The 22003-nt window shown below is 70.6% G+C and carries 21 protein-coding genes; 15 read left to right on the top strand and 6 right to left on the bottom strand.

What is annotated here, in order from left to right:
• The first annotated feature begins 47 nt into the window (after positions 1-47).
• The 4 genes from ACIQVZ_RS16445 (at position 48) to ACIQVZ_RS16430 (ending at position 5079) form a co-directional block, all read left to right on the top strand.
• On the top strand, positions 48-1823 hold the full coding sequence (locus tag ACIQVZ_RS16445) for an ABC transporter substrate-binding protein (RefSeq protein WP_402450555.1): 1776 nt from the start codon (positions 48-50) through the stop codon (positions 1821-1823).
• A gap of 100 nt (positions 1824-1923) precedes the next feature.
• Positions 1924-2934: an ABC transporter permease gene (locus ACIQVZ_RS16440; protein WP_350884652.1), complete on the top strand. Its 1011-nt coding sequence runs from the start codon at positions 1924-1926 to the stop codon at positions 2932-2934.
• Complete coding sequence (locus ACIQVZ_RS16435; RefSeq protein WP_402450553.1) at positions 2931-4001, top strand: ABC transporter ATP-binding protein; 1071 nt, start codon at positions 2931-2933, stop codon at positions 3999-4001. Before ACIQVZ_RS16440 ends, ACIQVZ_RS16435 begins: the two co-directional genes overlap by 4 nt.
• Positions 4002-4035: 34 nt before the next feature.
• Entirely contained in the window at positions 4036-5079 is a 1044-nt protein-coding gene (locus ACIQVZ_RS16430) for an ABC transporter ATP-binding protein (RefSeq protein ID WP_402450552.1), read from the top strand.
• Positions 5080-5212: 133 nt separating this feature from the next.
• On the opposite strand, the gene ACIQVZ_RS16425 is transcribed toward ACIQVZ_RS16430, so the two are convergent.
• Together ACIQVZ_RS16425 and ACIQVZ_RS16420 are read right to left on the bottom strand one after the other, a co-directional pair.
• Entirely contained in the window at positions 5213-6484 is a 1272-nt protein-coding gene (locus ACIQVZ_RS16425; protein ID WP_402450550.1) for an MFS transporter, read from the bottom strand.
• Positions 6481-7686: a cytochrome P450 gene (locus ACIQVZ_RS16420; RefSeq protein ID WP_402450548.1), complete on the bottom strand. Its 1206-nt coding sequence runs from the start codon at positions 7684-7686 to the stop codon at positions 6481-6483. The genes ACIQVZ_RS16425 and ACIQVZ_RS16420 overlap by 4 nt, the downstream gene beginning before the upstream one ends.
• A gap of 633 nt (positions 7687-8319) precedes the next feature.
• Here ACIQVZ_RS16420 and ACIQVZ_RS16415 point away from each other — a divergent pair.
• A complete protein-coding gene (locus tag ACIQVZ_RS16415; RefSeq protein WP_350884642.1) occupies positions 8320-8979 on the top strand; it encodes a trimeric intracellular cation channel family protein in 660 nt (219 codons plus the stop codon).
• Here ACIQVZ_RS16415 and ACIQVZ_RS16410 read toward each other — a convergent pair.
• Positions 8885-9673, bottom strand: coding sequence for an IclR family transcriptional regulator (locus ACIQVZ_RS16410; protein ID WP_350884640.1), 789 nt, complete (start codon positions 9671-9673; stop codon positions 8885-8887). The two genes, ACIQVZ_RS16415 and ACIQVZ_RS16410, sit on opposite strands and share 95 nt — an antisense overlap.
• A gap of 291 nt (positions 9674-9964) precedes the next feature.
• On the opposite strand from ACIQVZ_RS16410, the gene ACIQVZ_RS16405 reads away from it, so the two are divergent.
• Together ACIQVZ_RS16405 and mnmA are read left to right on the top strand one after the other, a co-directional pair.
• On the top strand, positions 9965-11146 hold the full coding sequence (locus tag ACIQVZ_RS16405; RefSeq protein ID WP_402450543.1) for a cysteine desulfurase family protein: 1182 nt from the start codon (positions 9965-9967) through the stop codon (positions 11144-11146).
• Between the two features lie 51 nt (positions 11147-11197).
• Complete coding sequence (gene mnmA / locus ACIQVZ_RS16400; RefSeq protein WP_402450542.1) at positions 11198-12334, top strand: tRNA 2-thiouridine(34) synthase MnmA; 1137 nt, start codon at positions 11198-11200, stop codon at positions 12332-12334.
• A 45-nt stretch (positions 12335-12379) separates the two neighbouring features.
• Here the strand turns inward: mnmA and ACIQVZ_RS16395 are convergent, their stop codons facing one another.
• The 3 genes from ACIQVZ_RS16395 to ACIQVZ_RS16385 form a co-directional block, all read right to left on the bottom strand.
• Positions 12380-12529, bottom strand: a complete 150-nt coding sequence (locus ACIQVZ_RS16395; protein ID WP_402450540.1) for a hypothetical protein — start codon at positions 12527-12529, stop codon at positions 12380-12382.
• A 224-nt stretch (positions 12530-12753) separates the two neighbouring features.
• On the bottom strand, positions 12754-12906 hold the full coding sequence (locus ACIQVZ_RS16390; RefSeq protein WP_402450539.1) for a hypothetical protein: 153 nt from the start codon (positions 12904-12906) through the stop codon (positions 12754-12756).
• Positions 12903-13337, bottom strand: a complete 435-nt coding sequence (locus ACIQVZ_RS16385; RefSeq protein WP_402450537.1) for an ATP-binding protein — start codon at positions 13335-13337, stop codon at positions 12903-12905. Before ACIQVZ_RS16385 ends, ACIQVZ_RS16390 begins: the two co-directional genes overlap by 4 nt.
• A 230-nt stretch (positions 13338-13567) precedes the next feature.
• Between ACIQVZ_RS16385 and ACIQVZ_RS16380 the strand changes: the two genes are divergently transcribed.
• The 8 genes from ACIQVZ_RS16380 to ligA all read left to right on the top strand — a co-directional run bounded on the left by ACIQVZ_RS16380 (position 13568) and on the right by ligA (position 21956).
• Complete coding sequence (locus ACIQVZ_RS16380; RefSeq protein ID WP_402450535.1) at positions 13568-14722, top strand: helix-turn-helix domain-containing protein; 1155 nt, start codon at positions 13568-13570, stop codon at positions 14720-14722.
• Positions 14723-14743: 21 nt separating this feature from the next.
• Positions 14744-15319 carry an HD family hydrolase gene (locus ACIQVZ_RS16375; protein ID WP_402450532.1) on the top strand — a complete coding sequence of 192 codons (576 nt, stop codon included), beginning with the start codon at positions 14744-14746 and terminating at the stop codon, positions 15317-15319.
• A gap of 228 nt (positions 15320-15547) precedes the next feature.
• The gene (locus ACIQVZ_RS16370) at positions 15548-16525 is read left to right on the top strand and encodes a hypothetical protein (RefSeq protein ID WP_402450529.1); all 978 of its coding nucleotides are present in this window, start codon (positions 15548-15550) and stop codon (positions 16523-16525) included.
• Between the two features lie 211 nt (positions 16526-16736).
• Positions 16737-17294 (top strand): Uma2 family endonuclease, encoded by a 558-nt coding sequence (locus tag ACIQVZ_RS16365; RefSeq protein ID WP_402450527.1) that lies wholly within the window; start codon positions 16737-16739, stop codon positions 17292-17294.
• A gap of 71 nt (positions 17295-17365) precedes the next feature.
• Positions 17366-17890, top strand: a complete 525-nt coding sequence (locus tag ACIQVZ_RS16360; RefSeq protein WP_350884615.1) for a TIGR00730 family Rossman fold protein — start codon at positions 17366-17368, stop codon at positions 17888-17890.
• A 13-nt stretch (positions 17891-17903) separates the two neighbouring features.
• Positions 17904-18593, top strand: a complete 690-nt coding sequence (locus ACIQVZ_RS16355; RefSeq protein ID WP_350884613.1) for an SDR family oxidoreductase — start codon at positions 17904-17906, stop codon at positions 18591-18593.
• Positions 18594-18628: 35 nt separating this feature from the next.
• Positions 18629-19639: a methionine synthase gene (locus ACIQVZ_RS16350; RefSeq protein WP_350884611.1), complete on the top strand. Its 1011-nt coding sequence runs from the start codon at positions 18629-18631 to the stop codon at positions 19637-19639.
• A gap of 22 nt (positions 19640-19661) precedes the next feature.
• Positions 19662-21956: an NAD-dependent DNA ligase LigA gene (ligA, locus tag ACIQVZ_RS16345; RefSeq protein WP_350884711.1), complete on the top strand. Its 2295-nt coding sequence runs from the start codon at positions 19662-19664 to the stop codon at positions 21954-21956.
• Positions 21957-22003 lie beyond the last annotated feature (47 nt).

Genomic DNA, 22003 nt, shown 5'->3' with positions numbered 1-22003 from the left:
ACGTCAGGCCCTCCCTCCTTCCCATCCTCAAGGGGTTGATCTCACCCATGCGCAGGTCCCGTACCGTCGCCCTGACCGCGGCGGCAGCCGCCGCGGTCCTGATCGTGACCGGCTGCACCTCCGGCAGCAAGGGCTCCGGCTCGTCCTCCTCCGCCAGCGGCAGCAGCGCCGGTGGCGGCGGTGCCGACGCCGCCACCAAGGGCGTCGTCAACGCCTCGGACAAGAAGGGCGGGACGGTCACCTACGAGATGAAGGGCGCCCCGGACTCCTTCGACCCGGGCAACACGTACTACGCCTACATCTACAACTTCTCGCGCCTGTACGGGCGTCCGCTGACCACCTTCGCCCCGGGCGCCGGTTCGAACGGCAACAAGCTGGTCCCGGACCTCGCCGAGAGCCTGGGCAAGGTCAGCGCGGACGGCCTGACCTGGACGTACAAGCTGCGCGCGGGCCTGAAGTTCGACGACGGCACCGCGATCAGCTCCAAGGACGTCAAGTACGCCGTCGAGCGCTCCAACTTCGCGCCGGACGTGAACTCCAACGGCCCGACGTACTTCCACGACCTGCTGGTCGACAACGAGACCCCGTACCAGGGCCCGTACAAGGACAAGACCGGCGGCCTGAACTCGATCGAGACGCCGGACGACCAGACCATCGTCTTCCACCTGAAGCAGCCGTTCGCGGACTTCGACTACCTGGTCGGCTCCCCGCAGACCGTCCCGGTCCCGCAGGCCAAGGACGACGGCGCCGGCTACGTGAAGCACGTGGTCGCCTCGGGTGCCTACAAGTTCGAGTCCTACGAGGACGGCAAGCAGCTCACCCTGGTGCCGAACACCAACTGGGACCCGAGCACCGACCCGATCCGCAAGCAGCTCGCGGACAAGATCGTGGTCCGGATGGGCATGGAGCAGTCCACCATCGACAAGGACCTGATCGCGGGCAACGCCCAGGTGGACCTGGTCGGCAGCGGCGTCGACCCGCAGACCCAGGCGCAGATCCTGCAGAACCAGAAGCTCAAGGCGAACACCGACAACGCCTACGGCGGCCGCCTGGCGTACGTCGCGATCAACAGCAAGGTCGCGCCGTTCGACAACCTGGAGTGCCGCAAGGCCGTCCAGTACGCGATCGACAAGGTCTCCGTGCAGACCACGCTCGGCGGCCCGATCCGCGGCCAGATCGCCAACACGGTGATCCCGCCGGACGTCCCGGGCCACCAGGACTTCAACACCTGGGCGACCAACGGCAACAAGGGTGACGAGGCCAAGGCCAAGGACGCCCTCAAGGCCTGCGGCAAGCCCGACGGGTTCAGCACGGTGATCACCGCCCGCACCGAGCGCGACCCGGAGGTCCAGGCCGCGACCGCGATCCAGGCCGCGCTGAAGAAGATCAACATCAACGTCGAGATCCAGAAGTACGCGCAGGGCAAGTACTTCTCGGACGCCGCCGGTGTCCCGCAGTTCACCCAGGACCACAACATCGGTCTGATGATGATGCAGTGGAGCGCCGACTGGCCGACCGGCTACGGCTTCCTGCAGCAGATCTCCGACGGCCGCGCCATCAAGGCCTCCGGCAACAGCAACCTGGCCCAGCTGAACGACCCCGAGGTCAACAAGCTGCTCGACGACGCGATCACCAACACCGACCAGTCGGCGCGCGAGAAGATCTACGGCCAGATCGACAAGAAGATCATGGACCAGGCGGTCTACGTCCCGCTGACCTACTTCAAGGTCTTCCTGTACCGCCCGGACAACGCCACCAACCTGGTGTCCACCTCGGGCTTCTCGGGTGAGTACGACTACCTGAACATCGGCACCACCAAGTAAAGAGCCTGGCTCCACATCCCTGAAGGCAGGTGAAGGCAGCGGCCGCCCGCCGCCGTCCGGAAGACCCCGGACGGCGGCGGGCCGCCGGAGCCGCCCAACTGTGTTTGCCTACATCATCCGCAGGATCTTCGCGGCCGTCGTGCTGCTGCTGGTGGTCAGCGCGGTCACCTTCGCGATCTTCTTCCTGCTCCCGCGCATCGCCGGCGAGACCACCGACCAACTGGCCACGCAGTACGTCGGGAAGAACCCCTCGCCCGAGGCGATCGCCGCGGTCAAGAAGAACCTCGGGTTCGACCAGCCGCTGTACACCCAGTACTGGAACTTCCTCAAGGGCCTGGTCAGCGGCGCCGAGTACAAGTTCGGCCCGGACCCGGTCACCTGCCACGTACCGTGCTTCGGCTACTCCTTCAAGAACCACCTGGAGGTCTGGCCCGAGCTGATCAAGCGCGTCCCGATCACCCTCTCGCTCGCCGTCGGCGCGGCCGTGCTCTGGCTGGTCTCCGGCGTCGCCACCGGCGTCGTCTCCGCGCTCAAGCCGCGCTCGGTCTTCGACCGGATCGCCATGGGCATCTCCCTCGCCGGCGTCTCGCTGCCGGTCTTCTTCACCGGCGCGGTGCTGCTCACGCTGTTCAGCTACGAGTGGCCGATCCTGGACAACCTCCAGTACGTCGACTTCGCCGACGACCCGCTGATGTGGGCCCGCAACCTGATCCTCCCGTGGATCTCGCTGGCCTTCCTCTACTCCGCGCTCTACGCCCGGCTCACCCGCGCCGGAATGCTGGAGACCATGAGCGAGGACTACATCCGCACCGCCCGGGCCAAGGGCCTGGTCGAGCGCAAGGTCGTCGCCCGGCACGGACTGCGCGCCGCGCTGACACCCGTCATCACCATCTTCGGCATGGACCTCGGCCTGCTCCTCGGCGGCGCCCTCATCACCGAGCAGGTCTTCTCGCTCCAGGGCGTCGGCGCCTTCGCCGTCCAGGCGATCGCCGACAACGACCTGCCCAAGATCCTCGGCGTCACCCTGCTCGCCGCCTTCTTCATCGTCGCCTGCAACCTCGTGGTCGACCTCCTGTACGCACTCGTCGACCCCCGGGTGAGGCTCTCGTGACCGAGCTCCAGAAGACCGAGGCGGTCGCCGCCCAGGCCCCGTCCGGCGACCCCTTCCTCTCCGTCCGCGACCTGCGGATCCACTTCGACACCGACGACGGCCTGGTCCGCTCGGTGGACGGGGTCAGCTTCGACCTGCACAAGGGCCGCACCCTCGGCATCGTCGGCGAGTCCGGCTCCGGTAAGTCCGTCACCTCGCTCGGCATCATGGGCCTGCACCGCACCAAGCGGGCCCGGATCACCGGCGAGATCCGGCTGGACGGCGAGGACCTGATCGCGGCCGGCCCCGAACGGGTGCGCCAACTGCGCGGCCGCGAGATGGCGATGATCTTCCAGGACCCGCTGACCGCGATGCACCCCTACTACACCGTCGGCGCGCAGATCGTCGAGGCGTACCGGGTGCACCACCCCCAGGCGTCCAAGAAGCAGGCCCGGGCCCGCGCGGTCGAGATGCTCGACCGGGTCGGCATCCCGCAGCCCGACCGCCGGGTGGACGACTACCCGCACCAGTTCTCCGGCGGCATGCGCCAGCGCGCCATGATCGCCATGGCGCTGGTCAACGACCCCTCGCTGCTGATCGCCGACGAGCCCACCACCGCCCTGGACGTCACCGTCCAGGCGCAGATCCTGGACCTCATCCGCGACCTCCAGGAGGAGTTCGGCTCGGCCGTCATCATCATCACCCACGACCTCGGGGTGGTCGCCGAACTGGCCGACGACATCCTGGTCATGTACGGCGGCAAGTGCATCGAGCGAGGCCCCGCCGAGACCCTCTTCGACGCGCCCGAACACCCCTACACCTGGGGCCTGCTGGGCTCCATGCCGCGCCTGGACCGCGAACTCCAGGACCGCCTCGTCCCGGTCAAGGGCACCCCGCCCAGCCTGATCAACGTGCCGTCCGGCTGCGCCTTCCACCCGCGCTGCCCGTACGCCGACCGGACCGGCGGGCGCTCCACGAGCGAGCTCCCGGTGCTGGCCGAAGCCTCGCCCGGCCACTACGCGGCCTGCCACCTCCCGGCCGCCGAACGGCACCGCATCTTCGCCGAAGAGATCGCGCCCCGGCTGTGAGCCCGGCCTCGTACCACCTTTCTGGAGAGAACCGATGACGGACACTCAGGCGGCGACGGCCACCGCGCCCGCGCCCGCCCCCGACCGCGAGCCGCTGCTCCGGGTGACCGGCCTGACCCGGCACTTCCCGATCCGCGGCGGGCTGCTGCGCCGCCAGACCGGCGCGGTGCGGGCCGTCGACGGCATCGACTTCACCGTCAACGCCGGTGAGACGCTCGGGGTCGTCGGCGAGTCCGGCTGCGGCAAGTCGACGATGGGCCGACTGGTCACCCGGCTCGACGAACCGACCGGCGGGAAGGTCGAGTTCGAGGGCACCGACATCACGCACCTGGGCGTCGGCGCGATGCGGCCGCTGCGCCGCGACATCCAGATGATCTTCCAGGACCCGTACTCCTCGCTCAACCCGCGGCACACCGTCGGCACCATCGTCGGCGCGCCGTTCCGGTTGCAGAAGGTGGAGCCCGAGGGCGGCACCAAGAAGGCCGTCCAGGAACTGCTGGAACTGTGCGGGCTCAGCCCCGAGCACTACAACCGCTACCCGCACGAGTTCTCCGGCGGCCAGCGCCAGCGCATCGGCATCGCCCGGGCACTCGCCCTCCGGCCGAAGATGATCATCGCGGACGAGCCGGTCTCCGCCCTGGACGTCTCCATCCAGGCCCAGGTGGTCAACCTGCTGGACGACCTCCAGCGCGAACTCGGCCTGACCTACCTGATCATCGCGCACGACCTCTCGGTGGTCCGGCACGTCTCGGACCGGGTCGCGGTGATGTACCTCGGCAAGATCGTCGAGATCGCCGACCGCGACTCGCTCTACGCGAGCCCGCTGCACCCGTACACCAACGCGCTGATGTCCGCGGTGCCGGTGCCCGACCCGCGCCGGCGCCAGCGGGCCGGCCGCGAGCGGATCCTGCTCACGGGCGACGTCCCCTCGCCGATCAACCCGCCCAGCGGCTGCCGCTTCCGCACCCGCTGCTGGAAGGCCCAGGACGTCTGCGCAAGCCAGGAGCCGCCGCTGACGGCGCTGAAGACCGGGCACGAGGTGGCGTGCCACTTCCCCGAGCTGGGCGAGGGGAACTAGGGCGCGGGTGGGGCGTCGGCCCGCACGCGCGATGCGCCGCACCGGAACACCGGCTTTGAATCGGCCGGTCGTTCCGGTGCGGCGCATCGTGGCGTCCGGGACCCTCATCCCGGTCGGGGTGGCGTGGTTCTGATCACGCGTCAGGGTCGGCGCCCTGGCCGGCGGGCAGCCGGGTCGCCGCGGGCATCGCGAGACCGGCCGCGAGGAAGACGGCCGCCAGCGCCACCCACCCGTACTGACCGGCCCCGACGACCGCGACCAGGGCGACCGGCGCGGCCACGTTGGCGGCTCCGCGGCCGATGGCCAGGACACCCTGGTACTGGCCGGTGGCGTGCTCGGGAGCGAGCTGGAAGCTGAGCCCCCATTCGCCGGAGACCTGGTACATCTCCCCCCACGTGTGGGCGATCATCCCCAGGCCGAGGACGGCCGTCGCGACCAGGGTGTTCCCCCACCCGGCGGCGCCGTACAGCAGGCAGGCGCAGCCGAGGAAGAACCCGCCGAGGCGGGAGATCCGCCCCCACAGGCCCGGGGTGGTGTCGTTGCCCTTGGAGCTCACCTGGACCTGGAAGATCACCACCAGGACCGTGTTCAGGACGATCAGGGCGCTGAACAGCCAGGCGGGTGCCTTGGTGTGGGTGACCAGCCACAGCGGAACGGCGATCTCCATGAGGGCGCCGTTCAGCGACAGCACGGCGTTCAGCCCGGTGAACCGCAGGTACCGGAGGTCCTTGAGCGCCGCCCCCAGCGGCCGCTTCTCGCTGTGCGCGGGAGGCGGGTGCCGCACGGGCATCCGGTTCAGCACGAGGGCCGACCCCGCGTAGGCCAGCGCCGCGACGACCACCATCGCCTCGTACGCGGCCCGGGTGTCCAGGTACAGGGCCAGGCCGGCGGCTCCCGCACCGAGTGAGATCCCGACGTTGCTCACGACCTGCTGGTGCGCGCGTGCGGTCACCCGCTCCTCGGCCGAGGCGATCAGGGCCACCAGGGCGGGCAGGACCGTGCGGCAGCCCCGCTGCACGATGCCCACCGCGCACGCCGTGACGGCGAACGGCCAGAAGGAACCGACGGCCAGGTAGCACAGCACCGCCGGCCCCGCGGCGACGGTGAGGACGAGCAGGACCCGCCGCGGCCCGATGCGGTCGGAGAGGTGTCCGATCGGCAGGGCAGCCAGCAGGCCGGCCAGGCTGGCGACCGTGAGCCCGATGCCCACGTCCACCATCCGCAGACCCACCACCCGGGTGAAGAACAGCACGCTGACGGTGGCGAACAGCCCGTCCCCGAGGGTGGTCAGGAACGTGGACAGCGTCAGTCCGCGCACCGGCCCGGCCGGCGGGACCGCCCTGGCGAGGGCCAGCCGGGCAGCGCTCGTCCGGGTCGGGGGAGCCGTGGTATCCGTTTTCGTCACGTGGCGGCAGCCGCCTGGAAGGTGACCGGCAGCGTCGCCAGGTAGCGCATGGTCGCGGTGCGCTGGCGCAGCGGCTCCCCGGCCGTCCGCAGGCGTGTGGGGCGCCGCAGAATGGCCTTGATCAGCGCCTGCAACGTCACCTGGGTGAACAGGTTTCCGACGCAGGTGTGCGGGCCCCGGCCGAATGCCATGTGCTGGTTCGGTGTCCGGTCCAGAATGATTTCGTCGGGGCGCGTGAATTTTTCGGGATCGCGGTTTGCCGCGCCGAAAAGCACCACGACGACGTCTCCGCGCTTGAGCTGGACGGATCCGATGACGACGGGCTCGGTGACGATGCGACTGGTCCCCTGAACCGAGGCGTCGTAGCGCATGAGTTCGTCGAAACCACTCGACAGCAGCGCCGGGTCGCGCATCGCCTCGAATTTGTCGGGGTTCTCCAGAAGCGCCAGCATGGCATTTCCGGCACCGGCGACGATCGAGCTGTAGCCGGATTGGAAGACGACTCGCACGGTGTTCCGGACGAAGGAGTCGGCGACATCCACCTCGGCGCGGTTGCCGGCGACATGGGCCAGCAGTCCGGGGCGTGGATTGGCCGTGAACCAGGACTCGACCATTTCGCTCAGCTGCCCGCGCGCCTCGATGCCGAGTTTCCTGAGTTCCGCACCGGTCTCGATTCCGTCGCCGGCGGTTTCGGGCGCCAATCCGGCGTCCATGCTCCGCACGATGGCGTCCGATATCGCGGCGAAGGTCCTGACGTCCGGCTGTTCGATGCCCATGAGCTCCGAGATGGTCGCCAGGGCGAGCGGCTCGACGACCTCCGACATGAGGTCGAACTCCGCCCTGCCCTCCAGTCCGTCGAGCAGCGACCCGACGAGGGCCTCGCCCTGCTCGCCGACGGCCTCCAGGTCCTGGGCGCGCAGGGCGTTCATGAAGAGGCTGCGGAGCGGCCCGTGGTCCGGCGGGTCGAGGGTCTGCAGGCTCAGCCACGGCTCGGAGACCGACTCGCCGGCACGCCGCCAGTCCGTCGCGAACACCGCGGGGTCCTGCAGCACCATCTGGCAGTCGCGGTACCGGGTCAGCACCCAGCTCTGCATCTTCTCGTGCCAGTGCACGGGCTCCGACGCGCGCAGCTCCGCGTAGACCGAATAGGGATCGGCGAGCGTGGAGCTGTCGAGGGGGTCATAGCGGACCGGGAGTTTCATGGACAATTCCTAGGATTCTTGAACGGCCTGCCTGTGAGGCCCATGTTCTCGCTGGGCCAAGAGCGTGCGCCGGACCCGGACGCATCCGGGTCCGGCGCCAATTCTCGCCGACGATACCGGGCTCTGCCGCGGTTCGGGCAATATAATTAGTCGTTGTAACGCATGGAAATTCACCTACCCGAGCTAAATGTCCTGGCCATTGGCGCGCGGACTGTCGACGTTCGGACATCGGGGATGCCGGTGCAATCGGCATCAGGGATTTCAGTCGTTGTAGCGCACGGAAGTCTCCTCTCCGGTTGTTCATGTTCGAAGCCCCAGTGCTTCTCTCGATGGAAATGAAACTACCACCGCCATTCGGCCTCGTCCATGAGTTATTTCCGGGATCAATTTCCCAAACCAGCCAACCCGGGCAAAGGGTGCATCGAATTCGGGAGGGAAATGCGAATTGTATTCTCCATACCGTACGACCCGCAGTATTTCGCGAATATGTCGAAATTTGGTGTTCACGTCAACTCTGCGCAGAGTGTCCGGACCGGCGGCGGTCGTCGCCCGGGCCCGCGCGTCCGAGGAGGGGCCCCGGACCGCGGCCGCACGCGGAGGGGGGGAGGGTTCCGAACGGGTCATAGTTGTTCGGTGACCTCGCAGATCTTCCCCTCCGACGTGCAGCAGTCGCTGGACCTCGTCGGCATCTTCGTCTTCGCCCTCTCCGGAGGGCTGCTCGCCGTCCGCAAGAACATGGACATCTTCGGCATCGGGGTGCTGGCCGAGGTCACCGCGCTCGGCGGCGGCGTGATCCGGGACCTGGTGATCGGGGCGACGCCCGTCGCGGCGTTCAGCAACCTCGGGTACTTCATCACCCCGCTGATCGCCGCGCTGGTGGTGTTCTTCCTGCACCCCGAGGTCGAGCGGATCAACCGGGCGGTGCAGACCCTGGACGCCCTCGGCCTCGGCCTGTTCTGCGTCACCGGCACCGCCAAGGCGCACGACTTCGGGCTCGGCGCGGTGTCGGCCGTCGCCCTCGGCATGGTCACCGCGGCCGGCGGCGGGGTGATCCGCGACGTGCTGGCCGGCGAGATCCCCTCGCTGCTGCGCTGGGACCGGGAGATCTACGCCGTCCCGGCCCTGGTTGGCGCCGCCCTGGTGGCGGTGCTGATCGGCGTCGACCGGCTGACCGGCGCCACCGGCACCGCCGCCGCGCTCACCGCCTTCGGGCTGCGGATGCTCGCGCTGAAGTACGGCTGGCGCGCCCCGCGGGCCTGGCGCCGCAACGGTTCTCGCACCAGCGAGGAGTAGGCGAGCCGCCGTACGCGAGCGAGATGGCCTCCGCCGTGCAGAGCAGTTCCGGCACCATCCGGGCGAGTTCGGCCGGCGGCACCTGGCTCGCCGGGGCGCTCAGCGCGCAGGCCGCGACCGTCCGGCCGCCGCTGCCCGCCACCGGCGCGGCCACGCAGGTCACCGGCTCCCGGTGCTCGGCCGACTCGGCCGCCCAGCCTCGCAGCCGTACCGCCGCCAGTTCGGCCGGCAACTCCTCGGCGGGGGTGCCGTCCTCGGGCAGCCCGGCCAGCAGCACCCGGCCGATCGCCGTCCCGCCGGCCGGCGCCCGCCGCCCGATCCGGGACGCCCGGGCGGCGCCCGGCCCGGCCCAGCTGCCGGCCACCTCGTCCAGGTACAGCACCTCGCCGTCCTGGAGCACGGCCAGCTGGACGGTGTAGCCGCAGCGCGCGTTGAGCGCCGCCAGGTACGGCGCGGCGACCTGCCGGACGTCGATCTCCTCCAGCGCCCGGTGGGCCAGCGAGAGCACCCGGCCGCCGAGGCGGTAGCGCAGGTCGGGCTGGCGCTGCGCGAAGCCGTGCTCCTCCAGGGTGCGCAGCAGCCGCAGCGCGGTGGACTTGTGCACCCCGATGCTGGTCGCGGCCTGCTCCAGGGTGACCGGTCCGTCGCCGAGCGACCCGAGCAGGGTCAGGGCGCGGTCGACCGACTGCGACATGGCGCACCGCTCCTGTCCGCGCCGATGGGAAGTGAGAGTGGGACGTGATCCCGGGCCGTGCCCGCGGGCCGGGCCGGGGCCCGTCCGCGGGAGGCGTCCGTCAGGCTAACCGCTCGGCCGCGCGCCGGGTCAAACGGGTGCCGGACACCGGTGTCCGGTGGGCGCGCGGTCCGGGAACCGCCCGGGTGACGCCCGGGAGTCGTCCGGGAGTCGTCCGGTGGCCGCCCGGTGGCCGGATCGGTGCGCACACCGGGACGGGGCCCGGGGAGCGCCCTCTACAATCGGATGGTTATGCCATACCTGGACCATGCGGCGACCACGCCGATGCTGCCCGAGGCGATCGCCGCGATGTCGGCGCACCTGGGGGTGGTCGGCAACGCCTCGTCCCTGCACGCGGCCGGCCGCCGGGCCCGCCGGGTGGTCGAGGAGGCCCGCGAGTCGCTGGCCGACTCACTGGGCGCCCGCCCGAGCGAGATCGTGCTCACCGGCGGGGGCACCGAGTCCGACAACCTCGCCGTCAAGGGCCTGTACTGGGCCCGCCGGGACGCCGACCCGGCCCGTACCCGGGTGCTGTGCAGCCCGGTCGAGCACCACGCGGTGCTGGACGCGGTGCACTGGCTCTCCGAGCACGAGGGCGCCGACGTCGAGTACCTGCCGGTCGACCCGCTCGGCCGGGTGCACCCGCAGGCGCTGCGCGAGGCCATCGAGCGGGACCCGTACTCGGTCGCGCTGGTCACCGTGATGTGGGCCAACAACGAGGTCGGCACCGTCCAGCCGGTGCATGAACTCGCCGCCGTCGCCGCCGAGTACGGCATCCCGATGCACGCCGACGCGGTGCAGGCGTTCGGGCAGGTCCCGGTCTCCTTCGCCGGGTCGGGGCTCACCGCGCTCACCGTCACCGGGCACAAGATCGGCGGTCCGTTCGGCATCGGCGCGCTGCTGCTCTCGCGCGGCGCCGCGCCCGTCCCGCTGCTGCACGGCGGCGGCCAGGAACGCGACGTCCGCTCCGGCACCCTGGACGCGCCCGCCGCCGCCGGCTTCGCCGCCGCCGCGGCGCTCGCGGTCGAGCGCCAACCGGAGCACGCGGTCGTGCTCGGCGCGCTGCGCGACGAGCTGATCGCCGCCGTCCTGGCCGCCGTCCCCACCGCGGTGCTCAACGGCGACCCGGCCGCCGAGGGGCGGCTGCCCGCCAACGCGCACTTCTCCTTCCCCGGCTGCGAGGGCGACGCGCTGCTGATGCTGCTCGACGCCCAGGGCATCGAGTGCTCCACCGGCTCGGCCTGCTCGGCCGGGGTGCCGCAGCCCAGCCACGTGCTGCTCGCGATGGGCGTCGACCCGGCGCTGGCCCGGGCCTCGCTGCGGTTCTCGCTCGGGCACACCTCGGTGCGCGAGGACGTGGCGGCGCTGGTCGAGGCCATCGCCCCGGCCGTCCAGCGGGCCCACAACGCGGGGCTGGCCTCGGTGCGGAGGTAGTTCCTTCGCGCGGCCGGGCATGGACGGCGGCCCCGTACTCTTGTAGTCACCATGACTGACTTCCCGGGTGCCCCGACCGCTCCGTCCACCGGCCGTCTGCGTGTGCTCGCGGCGATGTCCGGCGGCGTCGACTCCGCCGTCGCCGCCGCCCGCGCCGCCGAAGCGGGGCACGAGGTGACGGGCGTCCACCTGGCGCTGTCCGCCAACCCGCAGTCCTTCCGTACCGGGGCCCGCGGCTGCTGCACCATCGAGGACTCCCGGGACGCGTGGCGGGCGGCCGACGTGATCGGCATCCCGTTCTACGTCTGGGACCTCGCCGAGCGCTTCCGCGAGGACGTCATCGACGACTTCGTCGCCGAGTACGCGGCCGGCCGCACCCCCAATCCCTGCCTGCGCTGCAACGAGAAGATCAAGTTCGCCGCGCTGCTCGACAAGGCGATCGCGCTCGGCTTCGACGCTGTCTGCACCGGCCACTACGCCCGGATCGTCGACCTGCCGTCCGGGGAGCGCCAGCTGCACCGCGCGGTCGACGCGGCGAAGGACCAGTCGTACGTCCTCGGCGTGCTCGACGCCGACCAGCTCGCCCACTCCCTGTTCCCGCTCGGCGACACCACCAAGGACGTCATCCGCGAGGAGGCCGAGCGCCGCGGCCTGGCCGTCGCCAAGAAGCCGGACAGCCACGACATCTGCTTCATCGCCGACGGCGACACCCAGGGCTTCCTGGCCAAGCACCTCGGCACCGCCACCGGCGACATCCTCGACGCCGACGGCACCAAGCTCGGCGAGCACGACGGCGCGTACGGCTTCACCATCGGCCAGCGCAAGGGCCTGCGGATCGGCCGCCCGGCGGCGGACGGCAAGCCCCGCTACGTCCTCGACATCTCGCCGGTGAACAACACCGTCACGGTCGGCCCGCTGGAGGGTCTGGACGTCACCGGGCTCACCGCGATCCGGCCGCGCTGGTGCGGCACCGAGCCGCTCGCCGACGGCCGGTACACCGCCCAGCTGCGCGCCCACGGCGAGGAGGTGCCGGTGAGCGCGTCGGTCGTGGACGGCGAGCTGCGGGTGCGGCTGGACAGTGCGGTGCGCGGCATCGCCCCCGGCCAGGCCGTCGTGCTGTACGACGGCACCCGGGTGGTCGGCTCCGCCACCATCGCCAGCACCGAGCGCCCGGCCGTCCGGGCGTAGTCCGGTTTCCCGGGCCCGGCCGTCCGGTGCGGACGGCCGGGCTGTTCAGTGCTGCGGAACGGGGTTGTCCGGGGAGTCCAGCCACACGTGCTGGCCCTCCAAGGTGACCGTCGGGCCGAACCGGTCGTGGTCCGCCCACCACCGGTAGGCGGCTTCCAGTTCGTCCCAGAGGTTCCGGCGGCCGGACTGGTACACCTCGTACTCCGTGCGGTCCCGCCCGTCGTCGGCGGAGGCCCACGACAGGGTGTCGCGGCTGTAGAAGGATGCCGGGCGGCAACTCCCCGAGGGCGCGCGACCGCCCTCGGGGATGCTTCCGCTGGCTTCCGCTGTCGCCGTGGATCGCGCTCAGCCCGGACAGCGGGAGCCGGTGGGGTTGCTGCTGTCGCCCGTGTCGCCGGCCCGGCGGCAGGGGTGGGAAGTCAGTGGGCGCGGGTGGACAACACCACGGCGACGGCCGCGAGGTGCAGCAGGGCCGTCACCGACACGGCGTAGGCGCTCCAGACGCGGAGGTCGTCGGGTCCGGCTGTCCGGTCGTGGTCATCGGTGCGCTGGCTCGCAGGCGATTCACTCATCGTGTGATGTCAGCGTGGACGACTTTGCCGAATGCTTCGACGGTGACTCCCCACCGTCCGTTGGTGAGCCGGTGAACGAGGCCGAGGCCACGATGGCCTTCGTCGTCGTCCGAGGCCTGGATCAGCACCGGAGGGGTCCGCGACCCGTCACGCACCGAGATGCGTACGGTCGTCTTGGCGACGAGATGGACGGTGACCGTCATCCGCCGACGGCACCCGGTCTTCGCCGCGTTGGTCACCAGCTCGCTGGTGACCAACGCGGTGGAGTCGACCAGGTGGGGCAAGCCCCACATCGTCAGCGTCTCTCGGACCAGCCGCCGGGCTCGGCCCACAGACTCGGCCTGGTAGGGAAGCAGCACTTCCGCTGTCGTGGAAACCGGCGTCGATCCGATATCAGGTGGCGTGTGGGCCTCCGACAACGCGCGCTGCATGACAACTCCAAGGAGGTGGGGCGTGGACGCCGATCTCTGAGGCGCACGAAGGCGAGCCCCCGATCTGGCTGAAGATCTGGGCGTTCTCGACCACGGAGAGGAACGGTGGAACTACGATTCCGGAGCCACGCGGAGTCTGTTCGTATCCATGACGCTACGCCGCGTGACGAATCATTTCGACGGACTGTCAGTGCGGGTTATCCGGACGACCGAGGCCGAGAGGAGGCCCGATGGCTGCTCATCCGTCGCAAGGGCGAAGGGAAAGACTGACTGGCAGTCAGGCTTTGGCGGATCGTGTCCCGGCAGGTGTCATCACCGGCTACCTCTTCAAGGTCATTCGCGAGCAGATCCCGCGCACCCAGGACGAGTTGGCAGATGAGCTCGGTGTCGACAAGAGCACTTTGCAAGGGTGGGAATCTGGACGTCGCCCGCTCTCGTCGACCAGAGCGGGCAATCTCGTGGCGATGCGGCGAAAACTCATCCGGCTCGGCGCCCCGAGCGGCCTTGTGGAGATGCTGAGTACTGCCATGGATGCCGATCTGCTCCTGGCCGAGATTCTGCGCGTTGAGTCGATGCGCGGGCGCCTGAGTCAGCACCCGCTGGCCGGGTGGGTGCTCACTCGCGAATCCACCCACATGATCGGTTGGGCGGTCAGCGGTGTGCTTCCCGCAGTGGTGGCAGGGCACTCGACGCTTCCTGCCGCACGCCGTGGGCCGGTTTCGTCGTCGCCGCTCCTGGAGCAAAGCATCCGGAGGCGGTTCTTCGAGGGGCTTCGGGTGACGTCTGAGGCAGCAGAGCAGGCGGGAGAAGGGGCGGCGCTGCTGCGCAGACAGGTTTGGTACCTCTCCTCATATGATCGGGACTGGGATGCTGCGGCCTGGTTTGACGGGCTCCGTCGTAGAGGCGCCGTGACGGCCACCGTCGAGGGCTGGTCGCCTGGTTGGGTCGAAGCGAGGTCGGTTGCTGCGGCCCTGGCCAGGCAAGGTGATCCATCACTGATGCGGGACTTCATCAACTGCTCCATCGCCGATCACGACGAAGCCGAGGCTGCCAACCTGAACTACTGGGCGCATTGGCTCGGACTCGACGGCCGGCCGCAGACGGGCGACGGTTTCATGGCCGAGCGCGATCGGCCGATGTGGGACGCCGCTGCATTGCTTCGGGCTCTTGCTCTGCGGCTCGACCGGGCTGTGGAGTGCACGGATCTGTACATTCACTCGATTTGGGCTTTGATCGTCTCCCGCCGGGGCCTGCTCGAATCAGATCCGCACACAGCGCGGGAGTTGGCTGAAAGGGTGAGCCGCCTGCTCGACGGCAGCACTCTGTCTATCGAGTCCCGGCGGGAGTTGGAGTCCGTGCACTACGGTCTCCGGATAAGCGGCTAACGCGTGATCGAGAGGGCGGCTATGGCGGAGGACGGGCAGGCCAAGGGCACGGCGGGCTATCTCTTCGAGGCGGGGATGCTCAAGCGGGCGAAGCGGTCGGGCTGGTGGATCGCCGGAGTGAAGGATCCCGAGACGATCGCGGAGCACTCCTTCCGCACTGGTGTCGTCGGCGCGGTTCTCGCGATGATGGAGGGTGTGGACCCGGCCAAGGTCGCTCTGCTCTGCCTCTTCCACGACACGCAGGAGACCCGGATCGGCGACATCCCGCACGTCGGCCGGCGCTACCTGGACGCTGCCTCGAACGAGCGGGTGACTGCCGACCAGGTCAGTGCCGCGCACCCGGCTGTCGTCTCGGGTGTCCAGGCGATCGTGGCGGAGTACGAGAACGCGGACAGCCCGGAAGTCGGCGTGGCGCACGACGCGGACAAGCTCGAATGCCTGCTCCAGGCGGTCGAGTACCGCGAGCAGGGGTACCAGAACGTGCAGCCGTGGATCGACAGCAGTCTCGGCAGCCTCAAGACCGAATCCGCCCGCCAACTCGCCGAGGCGGCACTGTCGATGACCTCGCTGGAGTGGCAGCAGGTCTACCTCGCGTAGCGTGCATCCCGAACTCGTGAGCGAGCACTCACCGCAGTGAATCTATGACTGTCCGTCAAATTCGCTGATCTGTCGGCGTAAACTGCAATGGCCACCGCCCAGTTGGGCGGTGGCCATTCACCGCGTACGCCTACAACTTTGGCGGTTCCGGCGCACGCGCATAACACCTCGGCCAGTATGCCAGCCCGGTCGCGCTCCGGCTCGCATATCGGCCACGAAAGGTCGAACGTGCCCGTCGTCGTCACCACCGAAGCCCTCGCCCTCTCCCGCCCCACCGGCACCCCGCCCGCGAACGAGTACCGGATCCGCGTCGGGCAGTGGATGCAGAGCGTCCCGACCGGTGGGCCCTGGAAGTCCCTCGGGCCGTCCTTCGTCCTCTTCCTCATGCACGCGGCGCAGAAGGCCGACGCGGACGGGACCAACCTCCACTGTCCGCCGTCCAACCTCTGGTTCTCCCGGGCCTGCCGGGTCTCCAAGGACTCCGTCCCCGGCTTCTACCGGGCCGCCGAGGCGGCCGGGGTCATGGCCCTCGTCCACGGCCCCTCCGGCGCCCGGGTGCGCGGCTACGCCGTCACCGCGCCCCTGGGCGGCGTCCCCGACTGGGACGCCGCCCTCGCCGTCCTGCGCGCCGACGCCCGGCGCGTCAAGCAGGAGCAACTCCGCTGCGCCGCCGGTAAGTCCGCACGTGTGGAGTCGGTGAAGTCCGCACCTGTGGCGCTGCCGAGGCCGCGCTGCGGCGCCGGTAAGTCCGCACGTGCGGAGCCGGACAAATCCGCACGTGCGGGCTCGTCGCTCCGCACGTGCGGACGCAACCAGGAAGTCCCTTACCAGGACAAGAAGACGGTTGCTGTCGTAGTGACAGGTACCACTTCGCGCGCGAGCGAACAGCCCGCACCGGCACCGCTGCCGCCGCCGCCCGACCCCACGGGTTGGGAGCGGATGACCGAGCACCTGCCGCCCGACCTCCAGGAGCCCGCCCGCGCCGTCCCGGAGGACGACCTGCTGCGCCGGTTCACCACCACGGCCGTCCGGGCGGGCTGGGCGTCCCCGGGTTGGCTGGCCGCCCGCCTGGCGTCCCACCGGCCCGAGAACCCACCCGGCGCCGACCCCGCGGATCGTCTCGCCGCCGGTCTGGTCGCCGTCCTGGGTGTCCTCTCGGACCGGCATGCCCACCCGGGCCGGGGGATCCTGGCCTCCTGCACGTGAGCGGCAGCGTCGGCCAAGGGGGGCGATCGCCCTGTCGACCCGGCCGGATCGAACGCTCCTGGCATACTCGGAGTGCCGGCTGCGCGGCTTCCTCGCACGGGACAACGCGACTGCCCGGGCCCGGGAGATGGACCACTACCAGCTCTCAGCAGTCCGAAGGCCGAATCGGCAACTCGCCGCGGCCGCCGGCGCACCCTCCGGAGAGGACGGCATGACCTTCTACGAGCAGCACCGCGACTTCATCGAGGAACTGGAGCGGATCGCCCCGGAAGGCGTCCGGATCGAATGGTCCGGCGACACACTGATCATGCAGGCGTCGCCGTCCAACATCCATCAGCTCAACGTGGCCCAGGTGCGCAGGCAGTTCGAGCAGCATGCTCCGGACGGCTATCTGCCCAGCGAGCGGAGCGAGATCGTCAGCCCGGATGTCTCCAAGGGGCGCGAGCCGGACCTGACCTACCTCCCGCTGGACGTCCTCTCCCAGCCGGGCAACAAGGCTCCCGCCGCAGAAGCCCTGATCGCGGTGGAGATCGTATCGCCGTCCAATCCGGGCAACGACTGGATGGACAAGCTGCACGACTACGCCGTGATGCGCATCCCGCTGTATCTGATCGTGGACCCGCGCCAGCAGACGGTGACGCTGTTCTCCGAGCCGAACCACGACCGGTATCACACCCGCAGTGACCGGAAGTTCGGCGACGTGATCAGCATTCCGGAGCCCTTCGGCTTCCCGCTGAGCCTGGCGAAGCTCGTCCCGTACCAGGACTGATGGTCGGAGGGAGCCGGCCGAGGCCTGAAGCCGGTGAGCGGTCCCGCCGGGCGTGATAGACCAGACGCACTATGAACATCACTGTCTTCTGCTCCGCGTACTCGCTCGACGACCGCTACACCGCTCCCGCCGCCGAGTTCGCCCGGCTCCTCGGCGAGGGCGGGCACACCCTGGTGTGGGGCGGCTCGAACGCCGGGCTGATGGGGCTGCTGGCCGACGAGGTGAAGGCGGCGGGCGGCAGGCTGGTCGGGGTGCTCGTCGAGATGCTGAGGCACAAGGGGTACGTCGGTGCCGACGAGCTGGTCATGACCCGCGACCTCGCCGAGCGGAAGGCGGAGCTGGCGGCCCGGGCGGACGCGATCGTCGTGCTGGTGGGCGGGCTGGGCACCCTCGACGAGGTCACCGAGGTGCTGGAGCTCAAGAAGCACGGCATGTTCGACAAGCCGGTGGTCGTCCTGGACACCGAGGGCTTCTACACGGGCCTGCGCACGCAGCTGGAGCGGATGGACACCGAGGGCTTCCTGCCCCGCCCGCTCGCCGAGCTGATCCGGTTCGCCGACTCCCCGGCTCAGGTGTTTGAGCAGCTCAAGGCCTGATTAGATCAGCACCATGGCTGCACATCTGATCACCGGCGCCGGCTCCGGCATCGGCGCCGTCCTGGCCGAGCGCCTCGCCGAGCGCGGCGACGACCTCTGGCTGTTCGCCCGCGACGCCCGCCGCGCCGCCGAACTGCGCGAGCGCTTCCCCGGGGCGAAGACCCTGGTCGGCGACCTCGGCGACCCGGCCAAGCTCTCCTGGGCCCTCGGCCACCAGGCGCTGCCCGTCGAGCTCGACTCCCTCCTGCACGTCGCGGGCATGGTCGAGCTGGGCACGGTCGGCGAGCTGCCGGTCAAGGCCTGGCAGGAGACGCTCAACGTCAACCTGGTCGCCCCCGCCGAGCTGACCCGGCTCCTGCTGCCCTCGCTGCGCCTGGTCAAGGGGCACGTGGTGTTCGTCAACTCCGGTGCCGGGCTCTCGGCCCATGCCGAGTGGTCGGCCTACGCCGCGAGCAAGCACGGCCTCAAGGCGTTGGCCGACGCGCTGCGCCAGGAGGAGCACCCGAACGGCGTCCGGGTCACCTCGGTCTACCCGGGCCGCACCGCCACCGCGATGCAGGCCAAGGTGCACCAGCAGGAGGGCAAGGCCTACGACGAGGACCGCTTCATCGCCCCGGAGTCGGTGGTGAAGGCGATCCTCGCCGCCCTGGACGCCTCCCGCGACGCGGAGCTCACCGACATCACCGTCCGCCCCGGGCGCTGACCTGGAGCCGGTGGCGGCGCACTAGGCTCGGGCGGGTGAGCACCGGAGACACCTTCCCCGACCTGCGCGGCGCCGCCACCGGCGTCGGTTCGCTGCCCGGCACCGACGCCCGGGAGGCCGCCAAGACCTCCACCGGCGCGCTGGAGCAGCTGCCGTTCCTGCCCGAACTCCCCGCCCGGGGGCCGGGCGCCGACATGATCGGCCGTGGCGCCGGCCTGCTGGTCGAGCTGTTCGCGCAGACCGAGCCGAGCGGCTGGCGCTTCGCCGACCGGCCGGGCCGGGACACCCGGCGCGCCCACTCCTGGCTGGGCGAGGACCTGGACGCGCTGGAGGAGTTCACCCAGGGCTACCAGGGCGCGCTCAAGCTCCAGGCCGTCGGGCCGTGGACGCTGGCGGCGGGCATCGAGCTCAAGTACGGCGAGAAGGCGCTCTCCGACCCCGGCGCCTGCCGGGACATCGCCGGCTCGCTCACCGAGGGACTGCGCCGCCACCTGGCGGACGTCCGGCGGCGGGTGCCCGGCGCGCAGCTGGTCCTCCAGCTCGACGAGCCCTCGCTGCCCGCCGTGCTGGCCGGTTCGGTGAAGACCGCCAGCGGCTTCCAGCGGCTGCGCCCGGTGGACCGGCAGGTCGCCGAGGAGGTGCTGCGCGAGACGATCCGCGGCCTGGACGTGCCGGTCGTGGTGCACTGCTGCGCCCCGCAGGTCCCGGTTCCGCTGCTGCGCCGGGCCGGGGTGGCCGGGGTCTCCCTCGACTTCTCCCTCCTCACCGAGCGGGAGGACGACGACCTCGGCGAGGCGGTCGAGGCGGGCACGGCGATCCTCGCTGGTGTCGTGCCCTCCACTGACCAGGAGGTGTCCGACCCGGCCGGTAGTGTCCAGGGTGTCAGGACCTTGTGGCGCAGGCTCGGGTTCGCCCCGGAGCTGCTGGGCCGCCGCGTGCTGGTGACGCCGACCTGCGGGCTGGCCGGGGCGTCCCCGGCGTACGCGCGCAAGGCGCTGTCGCTTGCGGCGCGGGCGGCGCAGAGCCTGGTGGACAACCCGGAATGAGAACGTAGGAGGGCTTGCGGTGGTGGCTGTCGAGGGCTGGGAGGACGTCCCTGCGGAGGTGCGCAGGCGGCACGCCGAGCTGGTCGTGGAGATCACCGAGCACCGCGCCCGGTACTACGTGCAGGACGCCCCGGTCGTCAGCGACGCCGAGTTCGACGTCCTGATGCGCGAGCTGGAGGCGATCGAGGCCGCGCACCCGGCCCTGGTGACGCCGGACTCGCCGACGCAGGAGGTCGGCGGCGACGTCGCGGAGGGCTTCACCAAGGTCGAGCACCGCGAGCGGCTGCTCAGCCTCGACAACGCCATGGACGACGAGGAGCTGGCGGCCTGGGCGGACCGGGTCGCCCGCGAGCTGGACGGCATCGACTACCACTACCTGTGCGAGCTCAAGGTGGACGGCCTGGCCGTCAACCTCACCTACGAGCGCGGCCAGTTGGTCCTCGCCGCGACCCGGGGCACCGGCCGGGTCGGCGAGGACATCACCGCCAACGTCCGCACCATCAAGGAGATCCCGCAGCAGCTCACCGGCGACGACCTGCCCGAGCTGGTCGAGATCCGCGGCGAGGTCTACCTGCCGACCGAGGCCTTCGAGGAGCTGAACGCCTCGCTGGCGGCGGAGAACGAGCGCCGCCGGGCGGAGAACGAGGAGCGCGCCAAGGAGGGCAGGCGTCCGCAGGCGCTGGTCCACCTGTTCGCCAACCCCCGCAACGCCGCCGCCGGTTCGCTGCGCCAGAAGGACCCGCTGGTCACCGCGTCCCGTCCGCTACACATGGTGGTGCACGGCATCGGCGCCCGGGTCGGCTTCGACATCGACTGCCAGTCGCACGCCTACGACCTGCTGCGCGCGTGGGGCCTGCCGACGGCCCGGCACAACAGGGTGGTCGGGACGCTCGACGAGGTGCGGGCGTTCATCGGGCACTTCGGCGAGCAGCGGCACTCGGTCGAGCACGAGATCGACGGCGTCGTGGTCAAGGTGGACGAGATCGCCCTGCAGGGGCGGCTCGGTTCCACCTCCAAGTCCCCGCGCTGGGCGATCGCCTGGAAGTACCCGCCGGAGGAGGTCACCGGCAAGCTGGCCGCGATCAAGGTCGGCATCGGCCGCACCGGCCGGGCCACCCCGTACGCGGTGCTGGCCGAGCCGGTGAAGGTGGCCGGCTCGATGGTGCAGTACGCGACGCTGCACAACCAGCAGGTCGTCAAGGCCAAGGGCGTGCTGCTCGGCGACACCATCGTGCTGCGCAAGGCCGGTGACGTCATCCCGGAGATCCTCGGCCCGGTGGAGAGCCTGCGGGACGGCACCGAGCAGGAGTTCGTGATGCCCTCGCACTGCCACGAGTGCGGGGCCGAGCTGCGCCCGATGTCCGAGGGGGACATCGACCTGCGCTGCCCCAACGCGCAGTTCTGCCCGGCGCAGATCCGCGAGCGGATCGCCTTCCTGGGCGGCCGTTCCTCGCTGGACATCGAGGGCCTGGGCTATGTCGCGGCGACGGCGCTGACCCAGCCGCTGGAGCCGGCCGAGGCGCCGGTGCGGGACGAGGGCGACATCTTCGGCTTGACGATGGAGCAGTTGCTGCCGATCGAGGTGCTGGTCCGCGACCAGAAGACGGGCATGCCCAAGCTGGACGACCGCACCGGCAAGGAGAAGAAGGCCACCTTCTTCGCGAACCAGAAGGGCGAGCCCAAGAAGACGGCGGGCGTGCTGCTGGAGAATCTGGAGAGGGTGAAGGAACGTCCGCTGTGGCGCTTCCTCAACGGCCTCTCGATCCGGCACGTCGGGCCGGTCGCGGCGCAGGAGCTGGCGCGCGAGTTCCGGGACCTCGACCGGATCTTCTCGGCCACCGAGGAGGAGCTGGCCGCCGTCGAGGGGGTCGGGCCGATCATCGCCCGCTCCGTCGTCGAGTGGTACCAGGAGGAGTGGCACCGGGGGATCCTGGAGAAGTGGCGCGCGGCCGGCGTCCGCTTCACCGAGGAGCCCGCCGACGAGGAGGAGGCGGAGCGCCCGCTGGAGGGCCTGACCGTCGTGGTCACCGGCACCCTGGCCGGGCACACCCGGGACGGGGCCAAGGAGGCGCTGACCTCGCGCGGCGCGAAGGTGACCGGTTCGGTATCGAAGAAGACAGATTTTGTCGTGGCCGGTGACAACCCCGGGTCCAAGTACGACAAGGCCGTTCAGCTCGGACTGCCCGTCCTGGACGACGCCGGCTTCGCCGTGCTGCTCGCCGACGGAGCGGCCGCGGCCCGTGCCCACCTCGGCCTGCCCGAGGTCGGGAAGGCCCCCGCCGAGGCCGCTCCGGAGGCCGACCCGAGCGGAGCGTGACCGAGCCCGTCTTGTTATCGTCCTGATGCAACGTCACCGGGTGTCGT

The organism is Kitasatospora sp. NPDC098663, assembly GCF_044760075.1.
In the GTDB taxonomy this organism is placed as follows: Bacteria; Actinomycetota; Actinomycetes; order Streptomycetales; family Streptomycetaceae; genus Kitasatospora.
This window is presented reverse-complemented; position numbering and strand designations above follow the sequence as displayed.